At 59.3% G+C, this 24,225-nt stretch carries 29 protein-coding genes and 1 pseudogene; all 30 read right to left on the reverse strand.

Annotated features, from left to right (window positions below; all coding sequences use genetic code 11):
* Window positions 1–184 (reverse strand): annotated as a pseudogene (locus HBO24_RS29570) (hypothetical protein); the annotation flags it as partial.
* An 8-nt stretch (window positions 185–192) separates the two neighbouring features.
* Window positions 193–3,810, reverse strand: coding sequence for a phage tail protein (locus HBO24_RS12005; RefSeq protein ID WP_170059771.1), 3,618 nt, complete (start codon window positions 3,808–3,810; stop codon window positions 193–195).
* A gap of 9 nt (window positions 3,811–3,819) precedes the next feature.
* The gene (locus HBO24_RS12010) at window positions 3,820–4,416 is read right to left on the reverse strand and encodes a tail assembly protein (RefSeq protein ID WP_234451243.1); all 597 of its coding nucleotides are present in this window, start codon (window positions 4,414–4,416) and stop codon (window positions 3,820–3,822) included.
* Complete coding sequence (locus HBO24_RS12015) at window positions 4,416–5,168, reverse strand: C40 family peptidase (protein WP_170043581.1); 753 nt, start codon at window positions 5,166–5,168, stop codon at window positions 4,416–4,418. Before HBO24_RS12015 ends, HBO24_RS12010 begins: the two co-directional genes overlap by 1 nt.
* 6 nt (window positions 5,169–5,174) lie before the next feature.
* Window positions 5,175–5,861, reverse strand: coding sequence for a phage minor tail protein L (locus tag HBO24_RS12020; RefSeq protein WP_170059772.1), 687 nt, complete (start codon window positions 5,859–5,861; stop codon window positions 5,175–5,177).
* Window positions 5,858–6,196: a phage tail protein gene (locus HBO24_RS12025; RefSeq protein ID WP_170043583.1), complete on the reverse strand. Its 339-nt coding sequence runs from the start codon at window positions 6,194–6,196 to the stop codon at window positions 5,858–5,860. The genes HBO24_RS12020 and HBO24_RS12025 overlap by 4 nt, the downstream gene beginning before the upstream one ends.
* On the reverse strand, window positions 6,196–9,549 hold the full coding sequence (locus tag HBO24_RS12030) for a tape measure protein (protein ID WP_170059773.1): 3,354 nt from the start codon (window positions 9,547–9,549) through the stop codon (window positions 6,196–6,198). Before HBO24_RS12030 ends, HBO24_RS12025 begins: the two co-directional genes overlap by 1 nt.
* Before the next feature lie 96 nt (window positions 9,550–9,645).
* Entirely contained in the window at window positions 9,646–10,155 is a 510-nt protein-coding gene (locus HBO24_RS12035; protein WP_170059774.1) for a hypothetical protein, read from the reverse strand.
* A gap of 65 nt (window positions 10,156–10,220) precedes the next feature.
* Complete coding sequence (locus HBO24_RS12040; RefSeq protein ID WP_222933243.1) at window positions 10,221–10,532, reverse strand: hypothetical protein; 312 nt, start codon at window positions 10,530–10,532, stop codon at window positions 10,221–10,223.
* Between the two features lie 23 nt (window positions 10,533–10,555).
* On the reverse strand, window positions 10,556–11,017 hold the full coding sequence (locus HBO24_RS12045) for a phage tail assembly chaperone (protein ID WP_170059775.1): 462 nt from the start codon (window positions 11,015–11,017) through the stop codon (window positions 10,556–10,558).
* The gene (locus tag HBO24_RS12050; protein WP_092239178.1) at window positions 11,017–11,484 is read right to left on the reverse strand and encodes a phage tail tube protein; all 468 of its coding nucleotides are present in this window, start codon (window positions 11,482–11,484) and stop codon (window positions 11,017–11,019) included. Before HBO24_RS12050 ends, HBO24_RS12045 begins: the two co-directional genes overlap by 1 nt.
* Before the next feature lie 8 nt (window positions 11,485–11,492).
* Window positions 11,493–11,840: a DUF3168 domain-containing protein gene (locus HBO24_RS12055; RefSeq protein WP_169872132.1), complete on the reverse strand. Its 348-nt coding sequence runs from the start codon at window positions 11,838–11,840 to the stop codon at window positions 11,493–11,495.
* A gap of 5 nt (window positions 11,841–11,845) precedes the next feature.
* Entirely contained in the window at window positions 11,846–12,316 is a 471-nt protein-coding gene (locus HBO24_RS12060) for an HK97-gp10 family putative phage morphogenesis protein (RefSeq protein WP_170059776.1), read from the reverse strand.
* Window positions 12,313–12,633 (reverse strand): phage head closure protein, encoded by a 321-nt coding sequence (locus tag HBO24_RS12065; RefSeq protein WP_262153070.1) that lies wholly within the window; start codon window positions 12,631–12,633, stop codon window positions 12,313–12,315. Before HBO24_RS12065 ends, HBO24_RS12060 begins: the two co-directional genes overlap by 4 nt.
* Window positions 12,634–12,975, reverse strand: a complete 342-nt coding sequence (locus HBO24_RS12070) for a head-tail connector protein (RefSeq protein WP_170059777.1) — start codon at window positions 12,973–12,975, stop codon at window positions 12,634–12,636.
* A gap of 1 nt (window position 12,976) precedes the next feature.
* Complete coding sequence (locus HBO24_RS12075; RefSeq protein WP_170059778.1) at window positions 12,977–13,210, reverse strand: hypothetical protein; 234 nt, start codon at window positions 13,208–13,210, stop codon at window positions 12,977–12,979.
* 40 nt (window positions 13,211–13,250) lie between these two features.
* The gene (locus HBO24_RS12080) at window positions 13,251–14,471 is read right to left on the reverse strand and encodes a phage major capsid protein (protein WP_170059779.1); all 1,221 of its coding nucleotides are present in this window, start codon (window positions 14,469–14,471) and stop codon (window positions 13,251–13,253) included.
* Window positions 14,468–15,355 carry a head maturation protease, ClpP-related gene (locus HBO24_RS12085; RefSeq protein ID WP_170059780.1) on the reverse strand — a complete coding sequence of 296 codons (888 nt, stop codon included), beginning with the start codon at window positions 15,353–15,355 and terminating at the stop codon, window positions 14,468–14,470. The genes HBO24_RS12080 and HBO24_RS12085 overlap by 4 nt, the downstream gene beginning before the upstream one ends.
* Window positions 15,356–15,369: 14 nt before the next feature.
* The gene (locus tag HBO24_RS12090; protein ID WP_170059781.1) at window positions 15,370–16,770 is read right to left on the reverse strand and encodes a phage portal protein; all 1,401 of its coding nucleotides are present in this window, start codon (window positions 16,768–16,770) and stop codon (window positions 15,370–15,372) included.
* A complete protein-coding gene (locus HBO24_RS12095; protein ID WP_170059782.1) occupies window positions 16,770–18,461 on the reverse strand; it encodes a terminase large subunit in 1,692 nt (563 codons plus the stop codon). The genes HBO24_RS12090 and HBO24_RS12095 overlap by 1 nt, the downstream gene beginning before the upstream one ends.
* A gap of 2 nt (window positions 18,462–18,463) precedes the next feature.
* Entirely contained in the window at window positions 18,464–18,871 is a 408-nt protein-coding gene (locus HBO24_RS12100; RefSeq protein WP_170059783.1) for a hypothetical protein, read from the reverse strand.
* A gap of 170 nt (window positions 18,872–19,041) precedes the next feature.
* Window positions 19,042–19,359, reverse strand: coding sequence for an HNH endonuclease (locus HBO24_RS12105; protein WP_170043597.1), 318 nt, complete (start codon window positions 19,357–19,359; stop codon window positions 19,042–19,044).
* Entirely contained in the window at window positions 19,359–19,691 is a 333-nt protein-coding gene (locus HBO24_RS12110; RefSeq protein ID WP_170059784.1) for a phage holin, lambda family, read from the reverse strand. The genes HBO24_RS12105 and HBO24_RS12110 overlap by 1 nt, the downstream gene beginning before the upstream one ends.
* Before the next feature lie 214 nt (window positions 19,692–19,905).
* Window positions 19,906–20,259 (reverse strand): antiterminator Q family protein, encoded by a 354-nt coding sequence (locus HBO24_RS12115; RefSeq protein WP_169905282.1) that lies wholly within the window; start codon window positions 20,257–20,259, stop codon window positions 19,906–19,908.
* Between the two features lie 3 nt (window positions 20,260–20,262).
* Complete coding sequence (locus tag HBO24_RS12120; protein ID WP_170059785.1) at window positions 20,263–20,577, reverse strand: hypothetical protein; 315 nt, start codon at window positions 20,575–20,577, stop codon at window positions 20,263–20,265.
* Window positions 20,574–20,768: a hypothetical protein gene (locus HBO24_RS12125; RefSeq protein ID WP_170059770.1), complete on the reverse strand. Its 195-nt coding sequence runs from the start codon at window positions 20,766–20,768 to the stop codon at window positions 20,574–20,576. The genes HBO24_RS12120 and HBO24_RS12125 overlap by 4 nt, the downstream gene beginning before the upstream one ends.
* A gap of 2 nt (window positions 20,769–20,770) precedes the next feature.
* Entirely contained in the window at window positions 20,771–22,066 is a 1,296-nt protein-coding gene (locus tag HBO24_RS12130) for a site-specific integrase (RefSeq protein ID WP_170059786.1), read from the reverse strand.
* Window positions 22,063–22,371: a DUF1364 domain-containing protein gene (locus HBO24_RS12135; protein WP_034127829.1), complete on the reverse strand. Its 309-nt coding sequence runs from the start codon at window positions 22,369–22,371 to the stop codon at window positions 22,063–22,065. Before HBO24_RS12135 ends, HBO24_RS12130 begins: the two co-directional genes overlap by 4 nt.
* A 198-nt stretch (window positions 22,372–22,569) precedes the next feature.
* On the reverse strand, window positions 22,570–23,259 hold the full coding sequence (locus tag HBO24_RS12140; RefSeq protein ID WP_170059787.1) for a replication protein P: 690 nt from the start codon (window positions 23,257–23,259) through the stop codon (window positions 22,570–22,572).
* Window positions 23,256–24,017 carry a helix-turn-helix domain-containing protein gene (locus HBO24_RS12145; RefSeq protein ID WP_170059866.1) on the reverse strand — a complete coding sequence of 254 codons (762 nt, stop codon included), beginning with the start codon at window positions 24,015–24,017 and terminating at the stop codon, window positions 23,256–23,258. Before HBO24_RS12145 ends, HBO24_RS12140 begins: the two co-directional genes overlap by 4 nt.
* Window positions 24,018–24,225 lie beyond the last annotated feature (208 nt).

The following is a 24,225-nucleotide window of genomic DNA, read 5'->3' on the forward strand; positions in this document are numbered from 1 at the left end:
GCCCAGTAGTCAGGTAAGGGACCACAGGGATGCACACGCAAGAATCCTTGCTTGGCGTAACCCCGGATATGGGTATATCAACAAAGCGCCCAGCCGTTTTTGGTACGAGCGCCGAATAAATAACCCTAACAGTAAAGGATGTTTCATCCAGCTGGAGGGCTCCGTCAGCCCCCCATATCCGCATACCGAAACTCATTCCGATAGGTCTCCTAGCTGTACCCTTTTTTGTCCAGCGGCGTCGTATACACGCAAAGATCTGTTGGTCATGGTCATCCGTCCTTGCCCTGGAACAGATCCGTTGATTTCAAAAACACCGGTCTTGCTAAGTCGCCATCCAACCGAACCCGCAACATAATCATCAGACTGGATGTAAGCCCCGATTTTTGCATTGGTGATCGTGCCATCTTCGATAAACCCGGCTTTAATGAACGTCTGACCGCCCGTTACGGCAAACGGAATTGTGCCGCCCTGCCCAATGGCGAACATGTCCGCGTCGATAATGAACTTGGACTGTAAGCCGCCAGGGCCGTTTTCTAGGCCGAGCCCAACACCAGCATATTTGTATTCACCTGTAGCCGAGGTGTACTGCAGGCGCACCGACCAGCCTAACGAGACTTTGCCGTCGATTGTTTGGATAGCCTGGGTGTTTTGCGCAATAGAAGCATTGGCTCCGCTGAGATTGGTTTCTACGGTCTCAATTTGCTGACCCATTACCCCTTCAGCATTAACTCGCGCAGTGGTCTCAGCAGCAATCGCAACCGCGTTACCGTTGACCTTTGCCTCAACCAAGTCGGTTCGTTTGCTTTGAGCGTAATCACCTTCGGCAATCGCAGACCATACGGACCACACGCCCGCGCTGACAGTGTTGTCGCCGGCGTTGGTGGTCGTGTCGCCTGCATAGGTTGGATTGACCTGAGCGTAAACCCCATCAACCTTTTCAGATGTTGCAACCAGCTTGCCATCCACCTCGGCGATATCCAGGGTGTTCTGGTGAACCTCGCCCGCAAGCGCATTGGCCTCTTCAAGAGTTGAACCGATGTCCTTCCACGGGGCTGTCGGAGGAGCGATCCCCACAGCTACAGGCCCTTCTGCCTGATAAATCCGCTGTCCTTGGCGGACCATATCGCCTTTAACGTAGGGCTTCTCAGGGTCGTATGCCAGAGCGTCGGCGAAGTCTTGAACAGCCTGATCGATCCTCGCGTTGACGGATCCGGGGCCACTACCGTCGATCAAGTCGATTCGGTCGTTGAGCTCTTTGCTGATAGCGCTCTCGTCAACTTTCCCTTTGATCTGCTCAAGAATCGGTCCGGCATCAGAACTGGCCTGGCCCATCACGCCATTACCGATCGGATAGAGCGGCCCCACGTTGCCGGTACGATCCACCAGGCGCGCCCAGAAGAACAGGGTTGCACCAGCCAGCAGCGATTGCATGCGGTAGTCAGCCTGCGGATATGCCAGGTCGGCCAGCTTGGTCGATGCGCCCAGGTCGTTCGCAGGGCCATACCAAATCTCGGTACGCTGGGTGTCTTCTGCACCTGGTGGGAAACCCCACTTGATGCTGATCCCGAACAGTTCGCTGGTGGTGGTCAGGAACGCCACCGCCGGAGGTAGGCCTACCTTGCCAGCCAGAACTACCTCAGGACTGTTACCCCAGATCGAAGTCACGTCCATGGCGTTGACCGAGCTCACGCGGGCGATGTATCGACCGCTGTAGATGCCCTCCACCTCCGCGCCGAGGTTGCCAGTGCGAGGCAAGCGGATCCAATTGCCACTGTCCTTGCGCCACTCAACGTTGTAGGCAGTGGCACCTGGTACAGAATCCCAGGTTATGCGCATGCCGGTGACAGCAATGCCCTGCGACACGACGCTGCGCGCCTCCAGGGTGATGTTCGCCGGCGGCGACATAACACCCGGTGGCAGAACGCTGGTGGGCTGTGGATCAATCCGGGCGCCCGTGTCGATGGCCGGAAACTTCAGCGGTTCATGCTGAGTAGCTGCGATCTTGAACTGGTGCAGGCCTTGAGGCTCGATGGTCTGCACTCGAAAGCGCATCACAGCCAGGTCAGCGCTTTCCACGGACCAACTGCACTCAGGCTCAGGCAGTTCCGAATAGTCAGCCATCACGGTGACCAGGCGGCCAGATACCGATTTGACGATCCGACCCTCTGACTTGCCGCTTGGCAGGTTCAAGATCAACCGGTCTTCTTCATGTACCTCCGCGTCGATATCCAGCGTGATGACGCGCCTGGTGGCCGCACTAATGCGCCCACCGTTCGGCCGCCCTGAGAACATCTCATCAGCCACACAGATGATTTGCCCAGGCTCAACGTTCTGGCCTTCCATACCGGTGGTGAAGCTGACAGACCACTCTTCGTACTGCTCGGACTTCAGCGCCCAGACCCCGTGACGGATCGCCTCGCCCTCGACGGTGCAACCGAAGCGGGAGATATCGAGCATCCGGTGGCCAAGTGAACCGATCAGTTCGTCATTGGTAACTGGGGCCGGCTGAGTCTTGAATTCGTTCTCTGGGTTGTCCCAGGCCACCTTGGCCCGGGTGTGCCGGTCAGGGTATGCAGCAGCGACGTATTCAAATTCACCGATGATGTTCGAACGGGTGAAGACGTAGCCGTCTTCATTGCCCGGGATGTCAGCCACCATGGTGACCTTGGATCCGTTCCAGCAGCTGCTGCCACGAAACACGCTGGCCAAGTCCGACAGCAGCGCGTAGCCCTCTATCGAATCCTGGATGTAAACGTTGGTCGTCATGCGGGGCTGCAAGCCGCCCTTGCCATCGGACACCATCACATCGCAGTAACGGCCAATCTCGTAGAGAGTCCAGTGATCGACCATGTCAGCGGTGATGCGACGGCCCAGGCCGTAACGGCGGTGCAACAGCAGGTCGCGCCAAACCCAAACAGGGTTGTTGGTGTAGGCCAGCTTGAACGTGCCGTTCCAATCCCCAGTGTAGGTCCGGCTTTGCGGGTCGTAGTTGGTAGGAACCTGAACGATCCGTCCGCGCATCAGCGCGCTGAACTTTGGCGTGTCCTGAAACTGCTTGGCGTCAAACTGTAGGCCGCCCAGGGCTAGGTTTGGATAACGCAGCTTTTTGTCGATGACCTCGGTCAGGCCCTTGACCCGCATGAGGTCGGCAAAGTTTGAGTCATTGCGGTTCGGCGTGAGCCGGCGAACACGCACAAGCGCACTGGTGAACCCTTCCGGCAAGTCAATCCGATGGGTGCGCTCGTATTCCGTGGTGCCCTTATCGTCCAGCGTGGCTGACACAACGGTCTGATAACTGCCGCCATCAACGGATAGGTCAATGGCGTAGTCAATGCGATAGCCAATCTGGTCACCGTTGGTCTTGACCTGCCAGATCTGTGGCCAGGACAGACGGATACGAACCGCCGACAACTGCTGATCGGTAATGGCGCGAGTCCATGCATTGTCCGACTTCAGCTCAACCGGCAGCCCTTGAGAGGCCTCGTTTTCGATAGCCGGGAAGCCCGCAATATGCTCTTGATCCACGGTGCCCGGGCGAAAATCCCAAATCGTGCCAGGGAAGTTTTCGCTACCGTCCGGCGAGATCAGGGGCGTGCCGTTGAGCTTGATCGATTGCCTGTCGTTGACCGGGCCAACAATCGGCCCCTCGCTCAAGGCGTACAGTAGCTTGACCGTTGCGACCGACAGCGCGCTGTCTGGCGCCTTGTAAGGGGTGTAAGGCTTCTTCTCGCCACCCTTGCCGCCCATAACGCGGGCAGCAGCAGGCCGGCGCCGGCGCTTGGTAGCGAGCGCTGTTGCGGTCTTAGACATGGTTTTTCCTTACTGCTGGTCTTCCGAGAAGATGCCGGCCGAGATGAGAGCGCCGCCGATGTCACGCTCACCGTAGAGCAGTGGTTTGCAACGGCCCTGCGCCATCGTTGTGACGGCGCCGCCGAATGCATAGGAGGGCCTGTTGCCGTCGCCCTCCTTATCCAGCACGCCCATCGGTGAGGGCGACATGCTCATGGCGATACCGCCAATCATCAGGCCGGCGCCTGCTGCCACCAGGTAGTACTGCTGGGTAATCGCCCCAATCACCACAAGAGCCAGGCCGGCAATGGTGGCGAACAGGCCACCGCCCTTGCTGCCGATCACGATGGGCGCGATACGGATGGGCTCGACGGTGTCCTGGCGCATCTCGATTTCGCTTTCTCCGAGGTTCTGCTTGCCGCGAAACACCGCATAGGTCAGGCCGCGCTCTTCGGAAAACCTCAGAAAGCGCTTGAAGCCTGGAATTTTCACGCACAATGCGTGGACGGCCTCAGCACAAGAGGCAACCGCCAAGTGATGCACACGCCCGAACCGGGCACCCAGCACGCCGTAAAGCATCACCAGCACCACCAGAGGCTGCGGGCGAACCGTTGTTCTCATGGCCATCAGTCAACCTCCGGCACTCGTTGGTGCCGAAGAATCAGCACGGTGTAATCGGCCCACATGCCGCCGTAAACGTCGCGTGTGGATTTCTTGTTGTAGCGGTGATGCAAGAAGGTGCCCGGGGCCGGGTGCAGGTCAGGGGCACTGGCCAGCAGGCCGTCGCCCAGATAGATGCCGGCGTGGTTCGGTGCAGCAGCGTTGATCTGCATGACAATCATGTCGCCCTTGCGCGGCATCGAGACCGGATAGAACCCGGCATCCTCGTAGTACTTTTCGTAGAGGCTTTCACCGTCGTTCCACCAGCCATCCCGGCGCGGGTAGTTCGGCAGTTCAATCCCATGCTCGCGCTCGTAGTAGTCGCGGCACAGGGCGTAGCAGTCCAGCAGACCATGGCCGAACTCTCGACCGACCAAGGGCGCCTGGTACCCGCTGGGTTTGAACTCGAAGTACTCCCCAGACGGCCAGCTCACAATGCCCCAGGGCTTTTCGTGCAACTCACAACTCACGCGGTCGGCCATGCTCGGCACGGGCGGCACGTCGGGGTGGCTGTGAATGATCATTGTCACTTCGCCGCGATCCTCTGCATCGCACTTGTCGCCAGGGTTGATGATGAAGTGCTCGCTCGGGGTCTTGGCATCATTGCGGCACGGGACGTACTTCAGGCGCCCCGCCTCGCGGATCACCACACCGCAGCTCTCCTTGGGAAACTCAGCGGCGGCGTGGGCCTGGATCTGTTTCAGCATCGTTTTATTCATGGTTGCCTATCCAATAAGCGAAGCGCCCGGCGCACCACCAAATGGCAGAGGGTTGCCACGGCCATGGCGTATTTCACAATCGCTCACCCGCCCGCCGCAGCGGTCCAGCGCCGGATCTTCAACGGGGTTGCCGTCGAGGTCGAACATCTTGATGCCGGTGTAGTTGCAGTCGGGGCCGCGATACTCGCCCCACAGGCACCACTCACAGCGGTTCATGATCAGGCCGCCAGGCAGGCGCTGGCCCTTAACCGCCGTCGGTGGCGCCAGGGTGAAAACCACTTCCTGCCGCCCCAGGCTGGTCACCTGGTTGATGTAGGAGATATCCAGCTTCTCCATGGCGCTGGCCGTGGGATTTCCTTCGGGGAAGTTCGCAGCGTCCAGGTACTTGGCATAGGTCTGCCGCACCGTCAGCTTGACCCCGCTCATCCCCTGGAACTGGCGACACAGCGCAGTGATGGTGCCGTCGATGTTGCTGATTTTCAGCATCGGCGTTGAGTTGTTGCCCTCAACGCTGCGCCCAAAGCCGCCCGTTTCGTAAGGCCTGGGCAGGTATGCCTCCCCCTTCCAGATGATCGGGGTCGACTGCTGGTGAGCGTGGTAGCGCAAGATGCCCATACCCCGCGCCTCACCATCCAACTCGATCAGTTGGATAATCGCGCCCGGTTCGAGCTTCTGGTTGTCCAAGGTGATCATGGGTTGAATACCTGCTGGAAGGTGGTGCTCAGGGTGTATTTCTTCTTGCCGTGGGTTTGCAGCTGCCAGCCTCCAGTGGTGATGTAGGCGCCCTGCACCTCCATGGGTGGCGTCCACAGAAAGTGATTTGCACCCTTGTGCCGCTTGAAAAATTCCCGAATCGGCTTGATGTAGGCCTCACCACCAGTGAAAGACACCGCATAGGCTCCGGCGACATTGTTGATGCCGACCGACAGGCGCTGGCTGTAGCCGTTGCCAAACTTCGATTCGAGGTTGTCGGTCTGCTCATCACCAGACGCACCTACCCTTGGCGACCAGGTGAATACCTCTGCCATCAGCTGTTTCTCCGATTGTTTGGATCGAGCAGGCCGTTTTGGCCCTTCTCCTGCTGTATCACCTGCCGGGCGATCTTCGGCATTTCTGATCTGGCAGTGGCCAACAGCGCCAGGCCCATCTGCTCATAGCCCTCTGGCGCGTTGACAGCACCGCCAGAGCCATCGCCATTGATATGCAGGTGGATCTCCGGCGCAGCACCAGAGCCTGCACCGGCAGTAACAGAGGGCGCGGTGAACGCAGGCGAGATGCCCGGACTACCAACGAACCCGCCGCTGGCATAGCCAGGCTTACCGCTACGGTTCAGGCCTATCAGGTAATCCTTCATTCCGGGCTGGTCGACCACTTCCTTGCGGATCACCACCTCTCCGCCGTGAACGACCCCCTTGGGCTCGAACTTGCCGCCAGGCCCCGTGTAGCCGCCCTCCGAGAAACCGGCCAAGGCCATGCCGGCAACCATGCCCGCATTGGCATAGCCGGCCGCAAGCAGCGCCGCGCCGACAGGGATGCCGCCCAGAATGGTCAGTTCCGCCGGCGCCTTCGCTGCAGCGATCTGGGCGTTCATGATGATCGACGCAACTGCAAACGCCTTTTGCGCCACGAACAGAGCCTTGTAGGCGCCGGACTGCTCGCCAGCGATCTTGCCGACCATGTCAGCGGCCTGGCCCGAAAGCTCGCTGAAGGTGCCGATCACCGCAACTTTGTAGGCGCCCTGGATATCAGACAGCCTTGATTGGTTGGTCTTGTTGAGTTCCGTGACTCTATCCAGGTAACGCTGTTCAGCCGCAAGTCGCTGGTCGTTGGTTGACTCTTGATTCGCCAATACATCGGCGAGAAGCTCGGACTGCATTTGAAGCTGGCGGCCATGCCACTTCCGGAGCTGAACTTCCGCGTCTGCGGTTTTCACCAGTTCGCCGGAGGCGCCAGTTACGGCAGAGTCAAGTCCTGAGAACTTCGGGGCTTTCTCGGTAGAGGCCTTAGAAATCGCTGTGGTGGCATCTCGGTACTGATCCGACGAAAGCCCCCCCTGCTGCTTGATTCGCTCAAGCTCGGCGTAACGCTTTCTGGTTGTAACTAGCAGGCTGTTCTCCTGCTTCTGCACGTCACTCATCAGGTCCTTGAATGACTTTTGAGTGTTCAGGTGGTCCAGGGCAATGGCTGCCCGCTCAAGCTCGACCTTCTTTGCTGCATCGAGCTTGCTCAGCGTGCCTTTAGTGGTCTCAAACTCAATTTTAGCGAGTTCAGTTTTCCTGCCATGAACCTCAGTCTGCTCATTCAAGGCCCTCAGCGTTCGGCCATAGCTATCCTCAAGCTGCTTTGCATCCTGCTTTGCTTTGTCCGATGCCTGCTTTGCCACCCTGGCAGACTCTTCGCGGGACTTCTTGGCCTTCTCCTCGGCGTCAGCTTGCTTCGCGGCTGCCTGGGCCTTAGCCAGGATTGCTTTGCCCTCGGGTGTCTGATCGAGGTTATCGAGGGCGCCCTGGCGATTTACCTCGCCAAGTGATGTGGCGTCTTTGAGCTTCGCGCCCTTCTCGGTGAGAGAGGCAATACGTTTTTCCCAGGCAGTAACAAGCTCAGCACTGGGCGGTTTTATGCTTTGCAGCCCGGCGCTCACGCCCTCGGCGGCGCCCTTCGCGTCGACCATGACTCCGTTCAAGGCGCCGATCTGGTCGCCTAGCACACCAACTTTTTGAATGTTCTCCTGATACTGCGCCGCCAGCGCCTCCAGCGTGCCCTGGACTTCTTTGTTTGCGCCGGTGTTTTTGACAAGGTTTTGGGTCGACTGGTCAATATCGACACCACCAGCGATGCCACGTCGAAAGTTTCCGGATGCGGCGGTACGCTGGTATTGATTGGCAGAAAACCGCTGCCCCCCCGTGTAATCGCCAGACGGTCCTTGAGCGACCGCCTGCATTTCCTTAACGATTTCGGCTGCTTTTTTCTTGGCATCTTCCTGCTCTTGAATGAGCTTATCGAGAACCGGTCGACGCTGAGCGTTACCCAGGCCTTCCCACTCTTTTCTGAGTTCAGATATCGGACGCTTGAGGTCAATCGCCGCGCCGTTGGCTGCGGCTGCGCCGTCGCGGAAAAGCCAGAAGCTTGCCGCGGTGCCGGCCGCAAGCGCCGCAAGACCAACGGGGCCGCCCAGAAGCCCCATAATTCCGGACGCAGAACGACCGATCAAAGAGCCTGCGGCAGCCTGGGAGCGCTGCGCTACTGCGAGCGCCCTGGTGGCCTCAAGGTCTGCAATCTTTGCAGCCGTCAAAGCGCGCTGGGCGACGGACGCTTCAGCGGTAGTGGTGGCAAATGCAACCTGCCGGCCGGCAGCAATGACATCCGCCTGGGCCATCCTGAGCGAGGCGGCAGCCGCATCCACTTGCGCCGCTGCACGCCCGACGGATGCGGAAATCGCCTCTCGCGTGGAGACTACGAGCGTGCGGGTAGCCTCGGAACCGCGCTTGGCTATTAAAGCGATACCTCCTGCAGCAGCGACAGACGCGAGGGTTGAGAGGTTGTCAGCTGCAAAGTTGATGGCGGCGGCGAGCTTTGTGGTTACCTGGACGCCATCATCTACAGTGCCGACATACTCCAGCAACGCATCCTTCATGCGAATGCCGGCATCAGCTACAGAGGTGGTCATACCCTCTGTCTCTTTACGCATTTTACCGACCTGGCTAATCCAGGCCTTGGCCACAACATCAATGGTCAACTTCCCATCGGTTGACATCTTGCGCAACTCATCTCGGTTTTTGCCAAGCGAGTCCTGTAATGCCTGTAGCAGTCGAGGGGCCTGCGTCACAACTGCGTTAAAGCCGTCACCCTGCAGCTTTCCGCCCTCAAGAGACTTGCTGACCTGATCAATTACCGCCGCAGTGGCTTGACCCTTTGTTCCGCTCACCGCCAAGCCGAGAGAGAGTGCCTCAGTGACGTTCAATGCGTCGTTGGCAGTGCCGCCATAATCCTTGAGCACCCCAGTAATGCGGATAAATAGCTCAGCGTTCTCGGCAAATGACTTGTAAGTGACCTTGCCGATATCCATGAGTCGGGTTTGCGCGTCAGTGAACTCGTTCTGAGAGCCAGTGGCTATTTTTAGGCGTGAGGAAATTTGCCCCCACTCATCCGCCATGTGAATCAGGCTGCCGACTGCTAAGGCTCCAACCATGGCCTTGGCGTAACCACCCACCGCGCCCGTCAGCGAGCCTAAGGCGCGCTCTTGCGCTGCGATTGCTGCCTCTTGCGATCTCCACGAACTTACAGCCTCGCGGTTTCCATTTGTGATGGTGCGCAAGTAGCTTTGCCCCATGCGCCCGGCGCGAGCCATTTCACGCTGATACGCACTGGTTTCGGCAGACACGCTTACAACCAGCGAGCGTAGGGTTTGTCCCGCCATACCTTTCTCCGAGCAAAAAAAAGCCCGGCGCTTGGCCGGGCTTTGATGCACAAATGATTTTTAGAAGACTAGTTTCAAATCTTCAACTGAAGCACTCAAGAAAACCTCTCTAACATCACCACTTGGTGACCTAACGACGATCTTGTGGTCGCCGTTATCTGGTCTTGCCGCGAGCAAGCCCTGCTTAACACTCAGAGGTCCGCCAGCGCTCATGCCATTCACCGACATGATGTAATAACCTGGGCCAATGTAAGGAGCAATAGCGGAGTCCTCGGCCACTTCCTTTACCAAGGCGCCCGGCCCCTCTGCAGGATTAGCCAAATATTGGGCTGCACTCATCTTGTAAACATCCCTGAGCATCGCAACAACAACACCCAGCACAATCGTAAAGCCAAGACTTAGCATTCCACCAACGATCAGCGGCCAGTTAAACTGAGTTTCGTAGAGGCCGTACCCAGTATCCAGCTTGAAGGTGCCGAATTTAAAAACAAACATCACCGAGAGTACAATCGCCACAAAAAGAACAATCCAGCAGAAAAAAATCCATCCATCCCACTTATCCCTGCCCATCCGCTGCATCCTCGCATTAGTAAAAACGCAACTTTAACACCTGATAGGTGGCACCTTCCATGATGCTACTCAGATCCATCTCCAGCCTTCGCCAACAAGAAAGTCCTGAACAACTCCTCACCCTGCTCAGCCTCCTGGTCCTCATCCAGCTGCGTGACGACCTCTGGCTTCCACTTCGGTATCAAGTCCAACGCTGACACCTTCGCGCCCTGCGCCTGAAAGGCGGCAGCGGCAGTAACGGCTGCGAGAATGTCTCCCCGCGAATCGCTGATTGGTGACCCTTGGTCGTAGGCCATCCACAGTAGCAACTCCTCGGCGCTCATCCGTTCGCGCAGATCCTGCAATGTCATGCCCAGGCGAAGCGCAAGCGCCAACATGAATGTCAGCGCCGGCTCCGCCGTCAGGCGTTTCCCGCTGCCTCCACCGGATCAGGGGCATCAGCATCTGCCGCAATGCCGCTCAGCTCGAACGCTTTCGAGACCAGCAGATCGTGGACCGGACTGAACGCCTCGGCCACTTCCTCGACATCGCCATCACCGAACACCCGAGCGCCCGAATCATCGAACAGCGTCCGGGTCAGCACAAACGCATACAGCGGCGCGGACGACACCTCAACAGATTCCTCCTTGGCGACCTCCTCGCCTTCTGTTGGGGTCTCGCTCAGGCCTGCCGACTGGCGCGCGACCAGAATCAGCTCGGTCGCACGCTTGCGATACTCCACCCAGTCACCGGCACTCAGCGCCCGGACTATCACTTTGGCGCCGTCCCACTCCGGCACCACCACTTCCTCTCGCTTGAAATTGCGCAGCGGATCAAGCGCGAACCCGCGAATTCCGCCCTCGGCGGCCTTTGCCCGAGCCATTACGGAGCCCCCGGCAGATCGAAGGACACGGCGCCAGTGATACGCACGTTAAACGTGCCGTTCACGGTACCGTTCGGCGCAGCGTCCCAGGTGAACTGGGTGACCAGGCCAAGGAACGTCGAGGAGGTGCCATCCTTGAACACCGACTTGAAGGCGCGAGGCTCGGCGTCGTCGCGCGCGGTACGCAGGACGGTCTGTGCTTCGTCGTCTGCCTTCCAGTTGCCGGACATGCTGAAGGTGCCGTTGTCAGCCAGGCCCGTGGTGAACTCCTTGGCCACACTGGCGAGCACCGTGGTTTCAATTTCGTCCGACTGGCCGCCCTGGAACTGAGGCTGCTTAATGGTGACGGACAGGTCGGCCCAGGTCAGGGCCTCATCCTTGGGGTCCAGGGTGGTGGTTTTAGAAACGCTGAGAGCCGTGCCCTGCGTTTTGACGAACTTCGCTTTCGTTGGGTTTTGAGCGGCCATGTGGCCTCCTATGGTTGCAGGGTGTATTCCCAGCTCACGCTGAAAAGTTTGGTGTCGCTTTCAAATACGTCCGCCAGGCGGTCAGCGCTGCCGGTAGTGAAGTCGGCGCCATCCGTGGTCATCGCGGTGAAGGCTTCGCCTGCAAGGGTCAGCGCCTGGAGAAAACTTTCACCCCATGCGTCGAGCTGGATTGTCAGGTCGCTGGAGCCGTCCCAGCCGGCGAGCGTGAAACCGGTGGTGGCGCCTACCGTTTGAATAACCAGGCGAGGCTGGGCGGCATCCTCTGGCGCAACGCCGAAGTACACGCGCCCGTCGACCAGAGGCGTGAGCCTGTCGATGAGGGATTTCTCGATCATTGGGTTTACCGGGTGATGGCGTTGTCGATGCCTTCGGCCAACTTATCAGCGACAGCCCTCTCAATCTCAGGAAGGCTGCCGTCCCAGGCCGGCCGGATGAAGGGGTGGGCCTGCATCTTCGAAGTGCCAAGCTCCAGGAATTTCCAGTAGAACGGGGCGTCCCACTCGGTTTTGCTGGTGCGGCCTTTCTTACCAGGGCGCTTGAGCGCCTTGGATTGTTTGCCGGCTGGCTTCTTGACACGGATGCCGGCGGTCGCGCCGCCCGGCGTATCGGCCTGCTTGAGACGTACCGCCGCGATGTTCTTCTTCAGTTTGCCGGTGCGAACTGGAGCGGTGCCACGAACCTTGTCCCGGGCAACTCGGGCGCCGGCCATGACAGCATCCCGAACTACCTTATTACCGACGGACTTGGCCAGCCGCTCGAAGTCGACCTGCAACTCGCCAAGCCCCAGAACTGTGAGCGATCCATTGCTCATTTGGGCTTCACCGTTTTGCACATTAGTTTCAGCATGTCCCGCTGGTTGGTGGCCAGAGGTGCGATGATTTCGTAAGTGGTGCCGTCATGTACCAGGTGCTGGCCCGCCACCACGTCCTTGCGGTAGCGGATGTTGATCTCGGCGGTGACCGTGACCTGCATCTGTGACGCCGCCTCGTACATGCGCCCGGAGGGAATGTTGATCTCCGCCCAGAGCTTGCCCAGGTCGCCCCAGACCTTCGAGGGTTGGCCGAGGGCATCCTTGCCTTCGATGTAGCCGCGCCGCATGCAGCGGTGACGCAGATCGCCAGCCCTCATCTAAACCCCCAAACTGATGCGGTACGGCATCAGCATCGACTGAGATCCCGAAGGAAGCTCGGTGACCGATACGCCAGTGACCGCGTCCTCTCGCGAGTTGTAAAGCTTGCCAGCGATCAGCAGGCAGGCGGCCCGAATAGACGGATTTACCAGTATCGGATCGGTACCGGCGTCTCCAGCCAGCACGCCGGAAGCAAGCGCATCAGCATCAGCGTAGAAGCGGCGGTTCAAAAACTGCGCCGCACTGTCCTCGGCAGCCTCCAGCACGAGCTCAACATACCCTTGATCCTCGCTCTCGGCCCGCAGGTGCTGCATTGCTACCTCAATCGGGATAACTGTCATGTCAGGCGCCTTTCTTCTTGCCGCCCGGCTTGCCTGCTGCCTTGTCACTGGTCAGAGGATCGGGTGAACTATCCTGTTCAGTCAGATCCACCAGTGGGTCGCCGTCGTCATCGCACTCCTCGGCGTAGCCCATTTGGATCAACTGTCGGGCGTGCTGATCATCGGTGATGAACGGCGAGCCCTCTGTCAGCGTCTTACCGCCCAGGTACAGCGGCTTGCGGGTGATCATTTTCATGGTTGACTCCAAAGGCCGTCCGAGAACGGCCTATCTAGGGTTAGCCGCCCGATGCAGGGGGCGCGGTGAACGAGCCATAGATAAAGGCTTCGGGACGCTTAACGGCCAGTGCCACACGCTCTTCGCAACGGATCGAAATCATGTTGTTCTCGAAGTCGTCAGCGTTCTCAGTCGAGATCACCACGTTGGCATCTTCACGGTCGAACAACTGCGCACCGGTCTGGAACGCGCCGGTCAAGAACTTGCCCTGGAAAGCGGCGATCTCGGTCGCAACAACAGGCAAGCCCCACAGCAGCGGACCGCTCAGGCCGAGTGGGTTGGCGAGGATGTAGCGGCCAAGGCTGTCCTTGGTCAGCTCAATCTTGGCCCAGTCAATGAAGTGGAGGACATGGCCCGAGGCTGGGAGTCGAGCCAACTGCGCCTGCAGCATCGCCAGGCGAAGATCATCAATGCCAGACTGCTTGTCCACGTCAAATGCAGCGTCGAAAGCAGTGGCCTGAGGAACGATACCGTGCAAATGAACACCGGTGCCGTCGCCGAAAAGGATCTCTGCCTCTTCTACATATTTCAGCCCGTAGCGCATTTCGACATCGATGGTTGATTGCAACTGAGCGAAGTCATCGAGGATTTGCTTCGACGCCTTGAACATGTGCGCCAGCGTGCTCACGGCGGTCATCTTGGTAGCGAACTGGATATCGCTATACGGCTTCTTGGTGCCCTCAGCCACGACGCGCGCAGCATTGGTGAAGCCAGTTTGTTGCACCCAGAAAATCGTGGGCTGGGTGGTGCGGCCAGGTGCAATCAGGTCGCGAATGAACAAGCGCTGCTTGGGCGCGACATCAATGCCCGGAAGGCGTTGCGGCTCAACCACGCCAGCGGGCACGTTGGTGCTGAGCAGGGCCGCATGAACAGGGATGCTGACACGACGGTTACCTTCGACGTGGGCAGAGAACTGCTTCAGCGCTTCGCTTTTGATGACAACGCCGCCGACAGTGTCACGGGAGGCAGCGGCCGTGCTGGCTGGAGTGCGTGCAAATTCTTGCTCAAGCTCGCCGAGCTGCGCCTTCAACTGCTTCTCGGCTTCGGTCAGGCTGTTAAATTTGGTCGCCAGCTCGTCGACTGCGCTTTTGGTTTCTGCCGACAAGGAGCCGGCCTTCTTGGCCTCAGACAAAGCATTTTCGGCCTGCTTGCTGAATTCGTCAGTGGCCTTCTTGAGCTCGTTGGAGACGTTCTTCAACAGATCAGCAGTAGTGTCGCTCATGGTTTTTCTCCGGTTTGGGTAGCTGCTGCCGAAAACCGCGAAAGCGCGGCCTGTAGTTCGGCAATGGGGTCGGCCAGATCGGCCGTGGTTGCGGCAGCGTTCTGCTTGCCGGAGGTGGTAGCGCCAGGCGTACCAGCCTTGAGTTCTTGAATAAGGGCGCGGCGCTCGGAGCGCGGCATGCCCTGTTTTGCCAGGATCAGATCCATACGGCGGGCAGCAACCTGATGCGGCGCCGATGCGCTGGCGTCCTCGACGGCGGCGTCAGATGCCAGAAGGCTGTCTGCAAACCCCGCGTCGATTGCCGCTGCGCCGCCCATCCAGGTCTCGACATCCATAAGCTTGCGCATGCCTTCGATGGGGTCACCGGTGCGGACGGCATAGATATCGGCCAGGGTGCCGTCGATCTGTTCGAGGAAGTCGGCGACCTCCCGAATGTCGTTGCGGTCGCCGGCGGCCATGGTCCAGCTGTTGTGGATCATCAGGAAGCCAGCGCGAGCGATCTGGATTTCATCCGCCGCCATTGCGATGAACGAAGCGGCCGAGGCTGCAAGCCCAAGGATCTGTACCGTTACCTTGCCCTTGTGCTCGCGTAGCAAGTTGTAAATGGCCAGGCCTTCAAATACGTCGCCGCCGGGGCTGTTGATCTTCACAGTCACATCGCTGTCGCCAATAGACCGCAGTGCAGAGCTGATCCGCTTTGCGGTCACCCCTTCGCCCGTCCACCAATCAAAACCGATTGGGTCGTAAATAGTGATCGTATTGTCATCGGTGCTGGCTGCCTTGATCGATGGATTCCACCGCTCCAAGGCCTTCGGCGTCAGGTCGCAGTGAACCTGCGCGCGCGGCCGAGCCTCCGGCGCCGCCGGAATGGTCTTTAGGGTCATTGGTTACTCCAGGATCAAGCGGCCAGAAGCCGTGGTAGCGATATCAGCGCATGGGCCATCATTGGCCCGTCAGGATTTCCAGTGTCGAGCGCCTTGGATGCCAACTCGAAGGCTTCCTTGATCGCCTCTTTGTCGCCGCTCTGATTTGCGGCCGTGATGCGCAACATGAAAGCGGTAGCCGCCGGCGACATACCAGCCGACTGTTTGCCGAGCTGGTCAAGCGGCACAAGCGCCGACTGAACAGTGAACGTATCGCCACCTGGGATTGGTGCCATGTTTTCCAGACGACGCACTTCGTTGCGGCACATCCAGCCGTTCTGCAGGGCGGTGTTGTACCAGGCGCCGCGACCTGCACTGTCAGCGCGCAGCAGGCCTTCTACCGCGAACTCAGCGAAGAACTCGTCAGCATCAGCCTCACCGATCAAGCATCGGGTGATTTCCTGTTCGATGTTCACCAGTAGCGGGCGCAGACTGTTGGTAAGGAAGTGCAGGTTTTGCGCTTCTACTGAGCTGGCCCAGCTAGACTGCTTGTCCATGTGACCGACCATGAAGGGTGGCACCCGGAACCACCGACACATTTCTTCAATGCTGAACGAGCGTGACTCCAGCATTTGCGAGGCTTCGGGGTTCATGGTGATCCCCTGGTACTTGAGACCCGCCTCAGCAACCATGATCTTGCCGGCGTTCTTGGAGCCCATGAACGAACCGAGGCTGCTCCGGAGCTGCTCGCGCTGCGCCGGGGTGAGCACCTTGTCGCTGGTCAGAATGCCCGAAGCTTGCATGCCCTGGGCGAAGACCTTGGCCGCCGCCTCCTCCACCGCCATGGCCGATCCGAAGATTTCTTTGCCGGTTGTTACTGGAAGCATTCCGCAGACGCCATCCAGGCCAAAGCCTCGGATGTGCATCAAAGTCTTTTCAGGTATGTCGCGCTCGACTCCGTTTTCGGTGTAGGTGTACTTGAGTCGGCCATCGTCCTGTCGCTTGACCCGCATGCACTGGGGCAGAAGCGGTACCAGCGCAACGATCCGATTGCCGATCATCTTCTTTTCGACGAAGGCGTTGCCGCGAAGGCAGATGCTGGCCACCACCAGCAGCATGAAGCGCTGAGGGGTCATTTCCGAGTTCGGCACCCGACATAGCAGCCGGTACAGAGGGTGGTCAGTGGCCGGAGCCCTTGAGCCATCCGGCAGGCGCCGATAAAGCTTCAACGGCAAAGTCGACACCGATTCCGAAAGCAAACGAACGCAGGCCCAGACAGTTGACAGCTGCATGGCCTTGTCGACCGTTACGTGCTGACCACTGACCGAACTCCCAAACCATTCCTTCCAGAACGAACCATCCTTCAAGCCGATGGGCACACCAAGCCAATCTTGAAGAGCGGCTTTGATTCGCCCGGGTTTCTTTTCGCGCGCCATCAAAGCCCCACCATAATTGGATTATCGAAAAAGCCCTGGATATCGCCACACCCCACAGGGTTGAGCGCTATGAGCGTCGTTGCGTCGAAGGTCGCCATCAGCGGGTCAATCTTTGCTGACCCACTTACCTGCTTGTTGATTGCGATTGCGTTACCTACCGCGACCGTTCTGGCGTTGCCGACACACCAGGCCATAAGCCGTGTGCCACCGTGAATGAACTCGCCGCCGGCCACCTTGCGCTCGGTGGTCTTGATTGCGCCATTGAGACGCCAGCCCTGGGAGATCGAAACGATCTGCTCCATGGTGATGCCGCGCTCTTCGGTGGTCAGCTCGTCAACTATGTCGCCGATGCCAGCTGAGTCGACGCCAATTGCCTGTTTGTCGGGCAGAAGGCCTGCGTCACGAACTTCACAGATGATGTCAGCCACCTGCAGCACATCGTCGCCAGGCCGTTCAACAATGGTCAGGTCCCCATCTGCTTCGAAGTCACGCAGGTTAGAAACGATGTCCTTGCGCCGGTCCAGTGCGATTTTGTGAGCCCAGGCGTGCGCCCAGTGCAGCCAGCGCCGCGTTTCACGCTCGCGGCCAATCAGACTCAGTCCCAGCAGGTCGTCAAGCCCGCCGCCATCGATGCCCACCACTATCACCTCGGAACGCCGGAGCAGCTCATCAAAGGTGAGCGACTTGTCGCCGGCGGCCTCCCAGTGATCAGCCCCCGCCCACCGGTCAGTCCGTAAGTTCAGACCTATTTCGATATTCAAGTGCTTGGCCAGGAACTTCTGCAAGGATCCATCTGAAGTGCCCAATCGCTTCTTCAGTTGGTCTTCTAGCCACTCCGCACTCACAGAGCGCCCGATGTTCGGGTTGGTGATGTAAAAGTTCTCTGGGTTCAGATATTGCTTGTTAGTGACCATCCGAGCTGGAAATTCGTAAAGAACCCCCAGCGTCTTGCAGTCCACCACCTTTCCGTCACGAACATCGCGCCAGTAACTCAAGCGCTCTTTGAAAACCCCTGCCGGCGGCTCATCACTTTGAGTGGTCAGGTAGATGACCCACCCCTCTTCGCGGGAGATCTGACCGCCAAGTGCCTCCATGAACATCGACTCGGCATTTGCTCGCTTGCCAAACACCCAAAGCTCATCGACCAGCACCTTGCCCGACTTCTTGCCGGAAACGGTGTCAGTGTCGGCCGCAACGACCTTCAATGAGTTCAGGGTGGTTCGGTCCGTGATAGTCCTGGTGTGTTCCTGTATGTGAAACATCGCTGACAGTTCTTCATCAGCGCGAACCATACCCGCAGCAGGCTTGAACGCGTTGTCTGCTACCTCCTTGGTCGGCGCCAGAATCAGATGTTCCTCTTCCTCTCGCCAGCAGAGAATCAGAGCGGTGAGCATGATTCCGGCTGCGATGGTGCTCTTCGTGTTCTTCTTGCTGATCAGCAAGCCGAACTCGCGGATCAGTTGCTTACCAGTGTCCGCATCGTAGGCTCCAAAGATGCAGCGGACGTAGTCGAAGACCCACTCATCGCAACAGTCGGCCATCCTTGGCTTGCCAGGCAGATCTGGAACGCGGAGCTCCTTGAATATCTGGAGCGCACGCTCCGCCTCCTCTACAAAAATCGGCGGTGGGATGATCGACTCATGGTCTATCAGGCGTTGCTCCCAGTCGGGGCATGCGGTCGACCACTGCATAGTTAAACCTGCTTACCGTTCGCTGCGACTAATTTGGGCGGAGGCTGCCGGTTGAATTTCCCGGCGGCGTCCTCGGCAGCTTTTTGCTTCCCATCCTTTTTGCCGCCATCCGCCTTTTTGACGTGCGTGTACTGAACTGCTGCGATGGCCGCTCTGACCTGGATGGGGCTCGCGTCAAGTTGACCGAGTGCGATCTTGGTCAGCAGGGCCAACATATCCATCTCAGGCGCTGGCACCGGCACCGCCCTCTCGCGCTTCAATGCGCCGCCGTGCGGCTGCGCCTCGAACTCCACAGAGACTGCCGAGGAATTTGCTGATTCCGGCTCGACCTTCTTTTTCCTGCCAGCACCCGGCCGAGCGCCGCCAGAGTTGGGGCGAGCGCCCCCACTCTTGCCTTTAACGCCTGCCATTTGCTGAATTCCTTTTTTCAAAAGAGGGAGAAAATCTGCGCGTGAGAGGGGGAGTGGTGTCCGAGACAAAAGGGCGTGAACTCTTACCCCACCCCTCCCCCTCGGCCAGAGCCGTCTCCGTCAAATTTTTCTTAAAAAAATAAGATTCTTATAGATCTATAAGAACCGCGTCAGCCTCGGTGCGCCGCCGATTCGCGAGCAGTCTTGGCCTTGTGGCATGGGATGCAGATTGCCTGGAGGTTGCCGTCATCGTCAGTACCGCCTTGGGCAACGTTGACGATGTGGTCCACCTCAAGGTCTTTGGTGGTCAGTCCGCACACCCGGCAGGTGTAGTTGTCGCGGATCAGGATCGACTCGCGCTTACGGCGCCATGGGCGACCGCCACGACCAGAACCCCACGACTCACCGCCCGATGACTCCACGAGCGTTGAAACCTTGCGACTGTCTACAGGGGTCAACCTGGACTTTAGGCTGGGTATCTTGGCCATCAATCAGGACTCCTGCCGGGGAGCTTGAATCCAGTGACCCGGTCAGCAAAGGCGCGAACCTTATCAACACCCAGCAAGCCGACCATGCCGCCGATCAAGCTGGCTGCCGACTGCGGGATACCAATCAGCTCAAGGCCCGACAACATCGACAGCGTGATACAGCCACAAAGCAGGCTCTCGAAGAACGCAGCCTTGCGTGTGCCGCCGCCGTAGATGATCCGAAGCGCAGAGATCGATATCGCAAAGCCTGCGGCGTAAAAGGCCGGGGCGTGCTGACTCAGCCACGCGAGTACAAGAACCCAGGTGTCTGGCTTATCGGGCATGTTGGGCATCCGCTGTCCTCCCCGATCTGGGGGGCGATTAGGTCCGGCTCCAGCAGCACTCCCAGCTCGGAGCAATGGGCGTGGTGGAGCCGAAAACGAAAAAGCCCCGGCAAATGCCGAGGCTCAGTGAACTGTAGAAAGCAAAAAGCCCAACTCAGGGTCGGGCTTTGCTCGCGGAAAAACCGCAAAGTAACGAGAAATCTATATGTCGGGACCGGGGCTGTCAAGCAGCCTGACGACGAATATCTAAGGCTCCATCAATCCAGGCAATGCCGGCCTTCCAAAGCCCGCGCGTCTTCTCTTCGCCGAAGCCCATCTTCTTGCCGACTTCCATCAGCGAGCTGTCGCGGGTGGTGTAGTACTTCATCAGCACCTGGCCACACTCAGGGTAGCGCTTGAGCAAACGCCCCATGAGCCCGTCGATCAGGAGGGCATCGTCGTCGGTGATCATCGGCGACAGGATGGTGTTCTCGCGGGACGCGCAGCACGACACACCAGAGCCCAGGACGACCCAGCGACCCCAATGCTCGAGCAGATCCTCGGCGGTGCGTTCTTTAAAGCTCGGTGTGAAGGCCATGGCTCAATCCCCTGTGTAGTTGGTGCCGCCGGCACCGCGGCGGTTGTTCTGTTCGTATTGCTCGTGGGCACCGCCGACAACGTGGCGAGCCTTGGCGATCTCAGTCAGTGCGTCTTTCAAGCGCGCATTCAGCACCGGCACCACATCGCTCAACGGTAGAGTCTGGAGCGTGTGGCCACAGACCCAGCCAGAGCCCAGGCAGTGATCGCACTCGAGGTAGTGGAAAAGCCCGAGCCATTCGCCCTTCCCGAGACAGAGGTTGCACTCGACGATGAACTTCAACTCTCGCTTTTGGAGTGATCCGCGCGACTTCTTCATGGGCGCTCACCAGTCTGGCGAGCATCGACAATGCCCTCCACCGCAGCACCGACAAAGAACGTGACCGCGACCCCGAGCCCTATCCAGCCCGAACCAAACGAGTAAGCCAGGGCGGATCCGCCGACGCTGATGATGGTGACGTAGTGCTGCCAGAGGCTGATGCTCGGCTTGAAAAGGTCTTGATTCGCCATTTTTAAACCTCGCCCTTAACAAATTGTGGTTCTGGCTCGCAGGCCCCGCCGTTCAAGGCGTCTACGAGGTTTTGCGAATCTTCATATCTAACGCCTGTCTGCATGTGGATCGCCTTGAAGCCACGCTGATCTAACCAGTTGTGCCACTTCACCAGGGCCAGGCGGCGCTGCTCCTTGGCCTGGGTGTTGATGTAGGTGGAGGCGATCTTGCCCAGGGAGTGGTTGAGCAGCATCTCACCGATGTGGCCGTCGACGCCGAGGTCGGTCCATGCGGTACGGGCCACCTTGCGCAAGTCGTGACTGGTCCAGGCACCCTGCCCTAGCCGCGTGAACACCGCGCTCGCTTGGTGGTCGCTGAGCGCCTTGCCACGGCGGGACGGGAACAGGAGCGGCCCCTCGTAACCCTGGGCGTTTTGCCGGATGCGGTATAGCTGTAGGAGCGAACACACCTGATCGGTCAGCGGCACCCGCAGCTCGGTCTTGGTCTTCGTATGTTCTGCCGGGATGAACCACTCACGCTCTGGCAGCGCGATATCAGCCCAGCGGGACTGACGGGTCTCACCGATCCGGGTGCCGTGGCACAGCATCATCAAGGCCAGCATGGCGTCACCTGGTGCACTGTCGAAGCGCTCGGCCAGCAGGGTAACCAGGTCCTGCAACTGCACGTCACGCAACCGCGCCGGCTTGGGCAGGATCCGCGCAGTGGTGAAGTTGACGAACTTCATTTCCGCCATCGGGTTGACCGGGATCAGGTCCAGCTTGCGGGCCTGACGGAAGGCCACCGCGAGCAGCCGGTACAGCTGCTGCACGTAGGACAGCGATAGTTCGGCCTGGGCCGGCCACATCAGCAGTTTGTCGAGGGTCTGGGCACTCACGTCGCGCAGCAGTAGATCGTCCAAACGCGGCTTGAGTTGGCAACTGATAGCCGATTTGCCCGCAGCTCGGCGCTTGTCGGACAGCGAGCGCGACTTGGCCATGCGATCACCGAACCAATCGAGCAGCTCGCCCACAGTCACCCAGCCCGAAACGCTGGCCGCGCCGTCGGCAGCGACCCGTAGGCGCACCGCCGGCAGTGCGGCGATCACCTGCTTGGTATTCAGGTCGGGAAAGCCGCCGATTCGATGCCATTTGCGCTTGTTGAGCAGGTACCAGGAGCCGCGCGTGCGATTCTTGGCGAAACGAAAGTGCAGCGCCGGGTGTCCGGCGTCCCGCAGGTCGCGCACATGAACAAGCTTGGCATTGCGGGCGATCTCGGCATCCGACAGCTTCACCGTCAGGGTTTTGATTTTGGTGCTCAAGCGCTCACCTTTCCTTCTTTGATCAAAATGGCCTGAGTCCGCAGGACGGCCTCGGCGTGATAGAGGCGGATCTCGTCGTAACTCATGCCCAGGGTGTTTCGGTTGGTGCGGCCATCGCTCAGGCTGTGGCAGTACTCGCAGGCCCAGGCCCCAATCAGGTCAGGCGGCTTCATGCCCGTTCCGCAAATCCCCGCCAGGCGGTAATGGGCCAGCACCACGGTCTCGGTATCGCCAGGACAACCCGGCAGGCGGACCTGGCAATCTCGCCCGCGCGCTGCCTTGGTCAGCTTGGTCTGGCGGGTCATGGGGCAACCCTCTGGGAGGTACGCAAATCAATCACTTGGTACGTCTCAGGCCACATCCCGCAGCCGTATCGAGCAGCCATGTTGCGGTCAGCAAAAAGCGCCATGGCGTGGTCTGGGGTATCGCCAAGGTCGAACTTGAACGAGCAGCAAAAGACCGCGTATGGGTACAGGTGAGGGTCGGGCGTTGCCAGGAGACGATCAACCACGGGAACCTCCGGCGCGGCATGCGCGCAGTTCTGCCAAGGCCCTATTGCCTACATCGGGGGTAATTTTTGGTTTAGGTGCAGCAAGCTCGGCGACCGGAACGGGCTCAAGATTCTCGCCCTGCCAGATTCGACGGCATTGGTTTAGGTACTGCTTTTCGAAGCTCGCCATGCCCAGCTCACGGGAGAGCAGCGGCAGACTGTGGAAGCCGGCGGCAGCCGTTGCGTGGTAGACGGCTGGGTGATACCACTTCGAACAGTTGCGCATGGCTGGATGGCAGTTGCGGAGCGCCTGTGCGTAAGCAGACTCGACGCTCGGAAGGCCCAGGCCTTCAGGGGCAAAGCACCAACCGACAAAAACGCCAGGGGCCGGCACAAAAGCTGACTTGCTCGCACTCACTACCCGCATGCCGTGGTCGATCTGCTCCATACGGCTGATGCCCGAGCGCATGAACTCGCCGAGCCACTCAAGCTTAGAGGCGTTCATGACAGCCTCGGTGGGCCAGGACTGTCGCCAGGCACCACATGCCCCGCGCAACCGGAGGAACAGGTCGTCGATGACAGCCTGGGTGGAGGGGTCGACAGGAACAACGGCCTGAGCCTGATCAGGGCCCTGGTAGGCCGGATCGCATTGACGGCGAGCAACCAGTTGGCTTGCCACGACAGGTTTGTTAGCTCGGTTCATAGCCGTACCCCTTTCGATGCCCAGTCTTCACCGGCAGCGCCCTCTTCCACCGAGGCGGATCCGGCGGTCTGGGCGCGCTCTCGCTTGATCCAGCCCACCAGCTTGAAACACCAGCCAGCAGCGGTATCGAGTACGGAGGTTTTGGCGACGAAGAAACCCTTGAAGCCGGCCAGCAGTTCGTCGGTCATCGAGTCGACTGGCAGGCCCGCGATTTTCAGTTGAGTCTGCAGCGCGTCTTCGGGCGGAACGAATTCGGCGAACATAGCGAAGCGCTGGCGATCATCTTGCGACTCCAGGGCCTGACGATCTTGCTCGGCAATCAATTCCGCAAGCTCGCGCTGCTGCTGCTCTTCGGTTAATTGATGGTTAGATGATGTATTGGGTGCAGTGGCTGCACCCCGTTCTGTCGCAGGCTGCACCCCGTTCTGACCAAGGCTGCACCCCGTTACATCTGGACGGGGTGCAGGTGCTGCACCCCGCTTGATCATGAGGTCATACACAACCGGGCGGCGGTCATGACGGTCGATGTACACCGCAGCCAATGCCTGATTTCCGCGAACGATCAGTCCGCACTCTTCCAGCAGATCAAGCTTGATACGTACTGTTCGCTCGGAAAGACCGGTGTCATCGGTAAGGGTTTTTGCCGACGGGAACGCGCCAGCACCATTTGAGCCGGCGTAGTTGGCCAGGCACAGCAGTACGTGCCGAGCGCTGGAGTCTTTTAGTGATTGGATGGGCAGAGAAAGCGCCCATGACATTGCTTGGACGCTCACAGCGAGCTCCCTTTGATGATTTGATTGACCGCAGGGGATGAAGTGAGGTGTCGCGACACATATTTAAGATGGGCTGAAGGTGTCGCGACGTTCCTGGAGGTGTTGACTGTTCTGTCTTGATTGATCATTATTAACCCCGTTAAACGCTGTACTAAGCCGCCCTGCCAGGCGGTTTTTTTATGCCTGCGATTCA

The organism is Pseudomonas sp. WS 5410, assembly GCF_012985645.1.
Classification (GTDB): Bacteria; Pseudomonadota; Gammaproteobacteria; order Pseudomonadales; family Pseudomonadaceae; genus Aquipseudomonas; species Aquipseudomonas shahriarae.

Bases quoted from the DNA above. Each gene is read 5' to 3' on its own strand.
- HBO24_RS12025 (WP_170043583.1), bottom strand. From the start codon at position 6,196: ATGGCAGAGGTATTCACCTGGTCGCCAAGGGTAGGTGCGTCTGGTGAT.
- HBO24_RS12035 (WP_170059774.1), bottom strand. From the start codon at position 10,155: ATGGGCAGGGATAAGTGGGATGGATGGATTTTTTTCTGCTGGATTGTT.
- HBO24_RS12005 (WP_170059771.1), bottom strand. From the start codon at position 3,810: ATGTCTAAGACCGCAACAGCGCTCGCTACCAAGCGCCGGCGCCGGCCT.
- HBO24_RS12140 (WP_170059787.1), bottom strand. From the start codon at position 23,259: ATGAACCGAGCTAACAAACCTGTCGTGGCAAGCCAACTGGTTGCTCGC.
- HBO24_RS12045 (WP_170059775.1), bottom strand. From the start codon at position 11,017: ATGGCTCGGGCAAAGGCCGCCGAGGGCGGAATTCGCGGGTTCGCGCTT.
- HBO24_RS12095 (WP_170059782.1), bottom strand. From the start codon at position 18,461: ATGCAGTGGTCGACCGCATGCCCCGACTGGGAGCAACGCCTGATAGAC.
- HBO24_RS12100 (WP_170059783.1), bottom strand. From the start codon at position 18,871: ATGGCAGGCGTTAAAGGCAAGAGTGGGGGCGCTCGCCCCAACTCTGGC.
- HBO24_RS12135 (WP_034127829.1), bottom strand. From the start codon at position 22,371: ATGACCCGCCAGACCAAGCTGACCAAGGCAGCGCGCGGGCGAGATTGC.
- HBO24_RS12110 (WP_170059784.1), bottom strand. From the start codon at position 19,691: ATGCCCAACATGCCCGATAAGCCAGACACCTGGGTTCTTGTACTCGCG.
- HBO24_RS12065 (WP_262153070.1), bottom strand. From the start codon at position 12,633: ATGAGGGCTGGCGATCTGCGTCACCGCTGCATGCGGCGCGGCTACATC.
- HBO24_RS12010 (WP_234451243.1), bottom strand. From the start codon at position 4,416: ATGGCCATGAGAACAACGGTTCGCCCGCAGCCTCTGGTGGTGCTGGTG.
- HBO24_RS12060 (WP_170059776.1), bottom strand. From the start codon at position 12,316: ATGAGCAATGGATCGCTCACAGTTCTGGGGCTTGGCGAGTTGCAGGTC.
- HBO24_RS12055 (WP_169872132.1), bottom strand. From the start codon at position 11,840: ATGATCGAGAAATCCCTCATCGACAGGCTCACGCCTCTGGTCGACGGG.
- HBO24_RS12080 (WP_170059779.1), bottom strand. From the start codon at position 14,471: ATGAGCGACACTACTGCTGATCTGTTGAAGAACGTCTCCAACGAGCTC.
- HBO24_RS12020 (WP_170059772.1), bottom strand. From the start codon at position 5,861: ATGATCACCTTGGACAACCAGAAGCTCGAACCGGGCGCGATTATCCAA.
- HBO24_RS12105 (WP_170043597.1), bottom strand. From the start codon at position 19,359: ATGGCCAAGATACCCAGCCTAAAGTCCAGGTTGACCCCTGTAGACAGT.
- HBO24_RS12050 (WP_092239178.1), bottom strand. From the start codon at position 11,484: ATGGCCGCTCAAAACCCAACGAAAGCGAAGTTCGTCAAAACGCAGGGC.
- HBO24_RS12040 (WP_222933243.1), bottom strand. From the start codon at position 10,532: ATGTTGGCGCTTGCGCTTCGCCTGGGCATGACATTGCAGGATCTGCGC.
- HBO24_RS12075 (WP_170059778.1), bottom strand. From the start codon at position 13,210: ATGAAAATGATCACCCGCAAGCCGCTGTACCTGGGCGGTAAGACGCTG.
- HBO24_RS12120 (WP_170059785.1), bottom strand. From the start codon at position 20,577: ATGAAGAAGTCGCGCGGATCACTCCAAAAGCGAGAGTTGAAGTTCATC.
- HBO24_RS12015 (WP_170043581.1), bottom strand. From the start codon at position 5,168: ATGAATAAAACGATGCTGAAACAGATCCAGGCCCACGCCGCCGCTGAG.
- HBO24_RS12070 (WP_170059777.1), bottom strand. From the start codon at position 12,975: ATGACAGTTATCCCGATTGAGGTAGCAATGCAGCACCTGCGGGCCGAG.
- HBO24_RS12145 (WP_170059866.1), bottom strand. From the start codon at position 24,017: ATGTCATGGGCGCTTTCTCTGCCCATCCAATCACTAAAAGACTCCAGC.
- HBO24_RS12115 (WP_169905282.1), bottom strand. From the start codon at position 20,259: ATGGCCTTCACACCGAGCTTTAAAGAACGCACCGCCGAGGATCTGCTC.
- HBO24_RS12085 (WP_170059780.1), bottom strand. From the start codon at position 15,355: ATGACCCTAAAGACCATTCCGGCGGCGCCGGAGGCTCGGCCGCGCGCG.
- HBO24_RS12125 (WP_170059770.1), bottom strand. From the start codon at position 20,768: ATGGCGAATCAAGACCTTTTCAAGCCGAGCATCAGCCTCTGGCAGCAC.
- HBO24_RS12090 (WP_170059781.1), bottom strand. From the start codon at position 16,770: ATGGCGCGCGAAAAGAAACCCGGGCGAATCAAAGCCGCTCTTCAAGAT.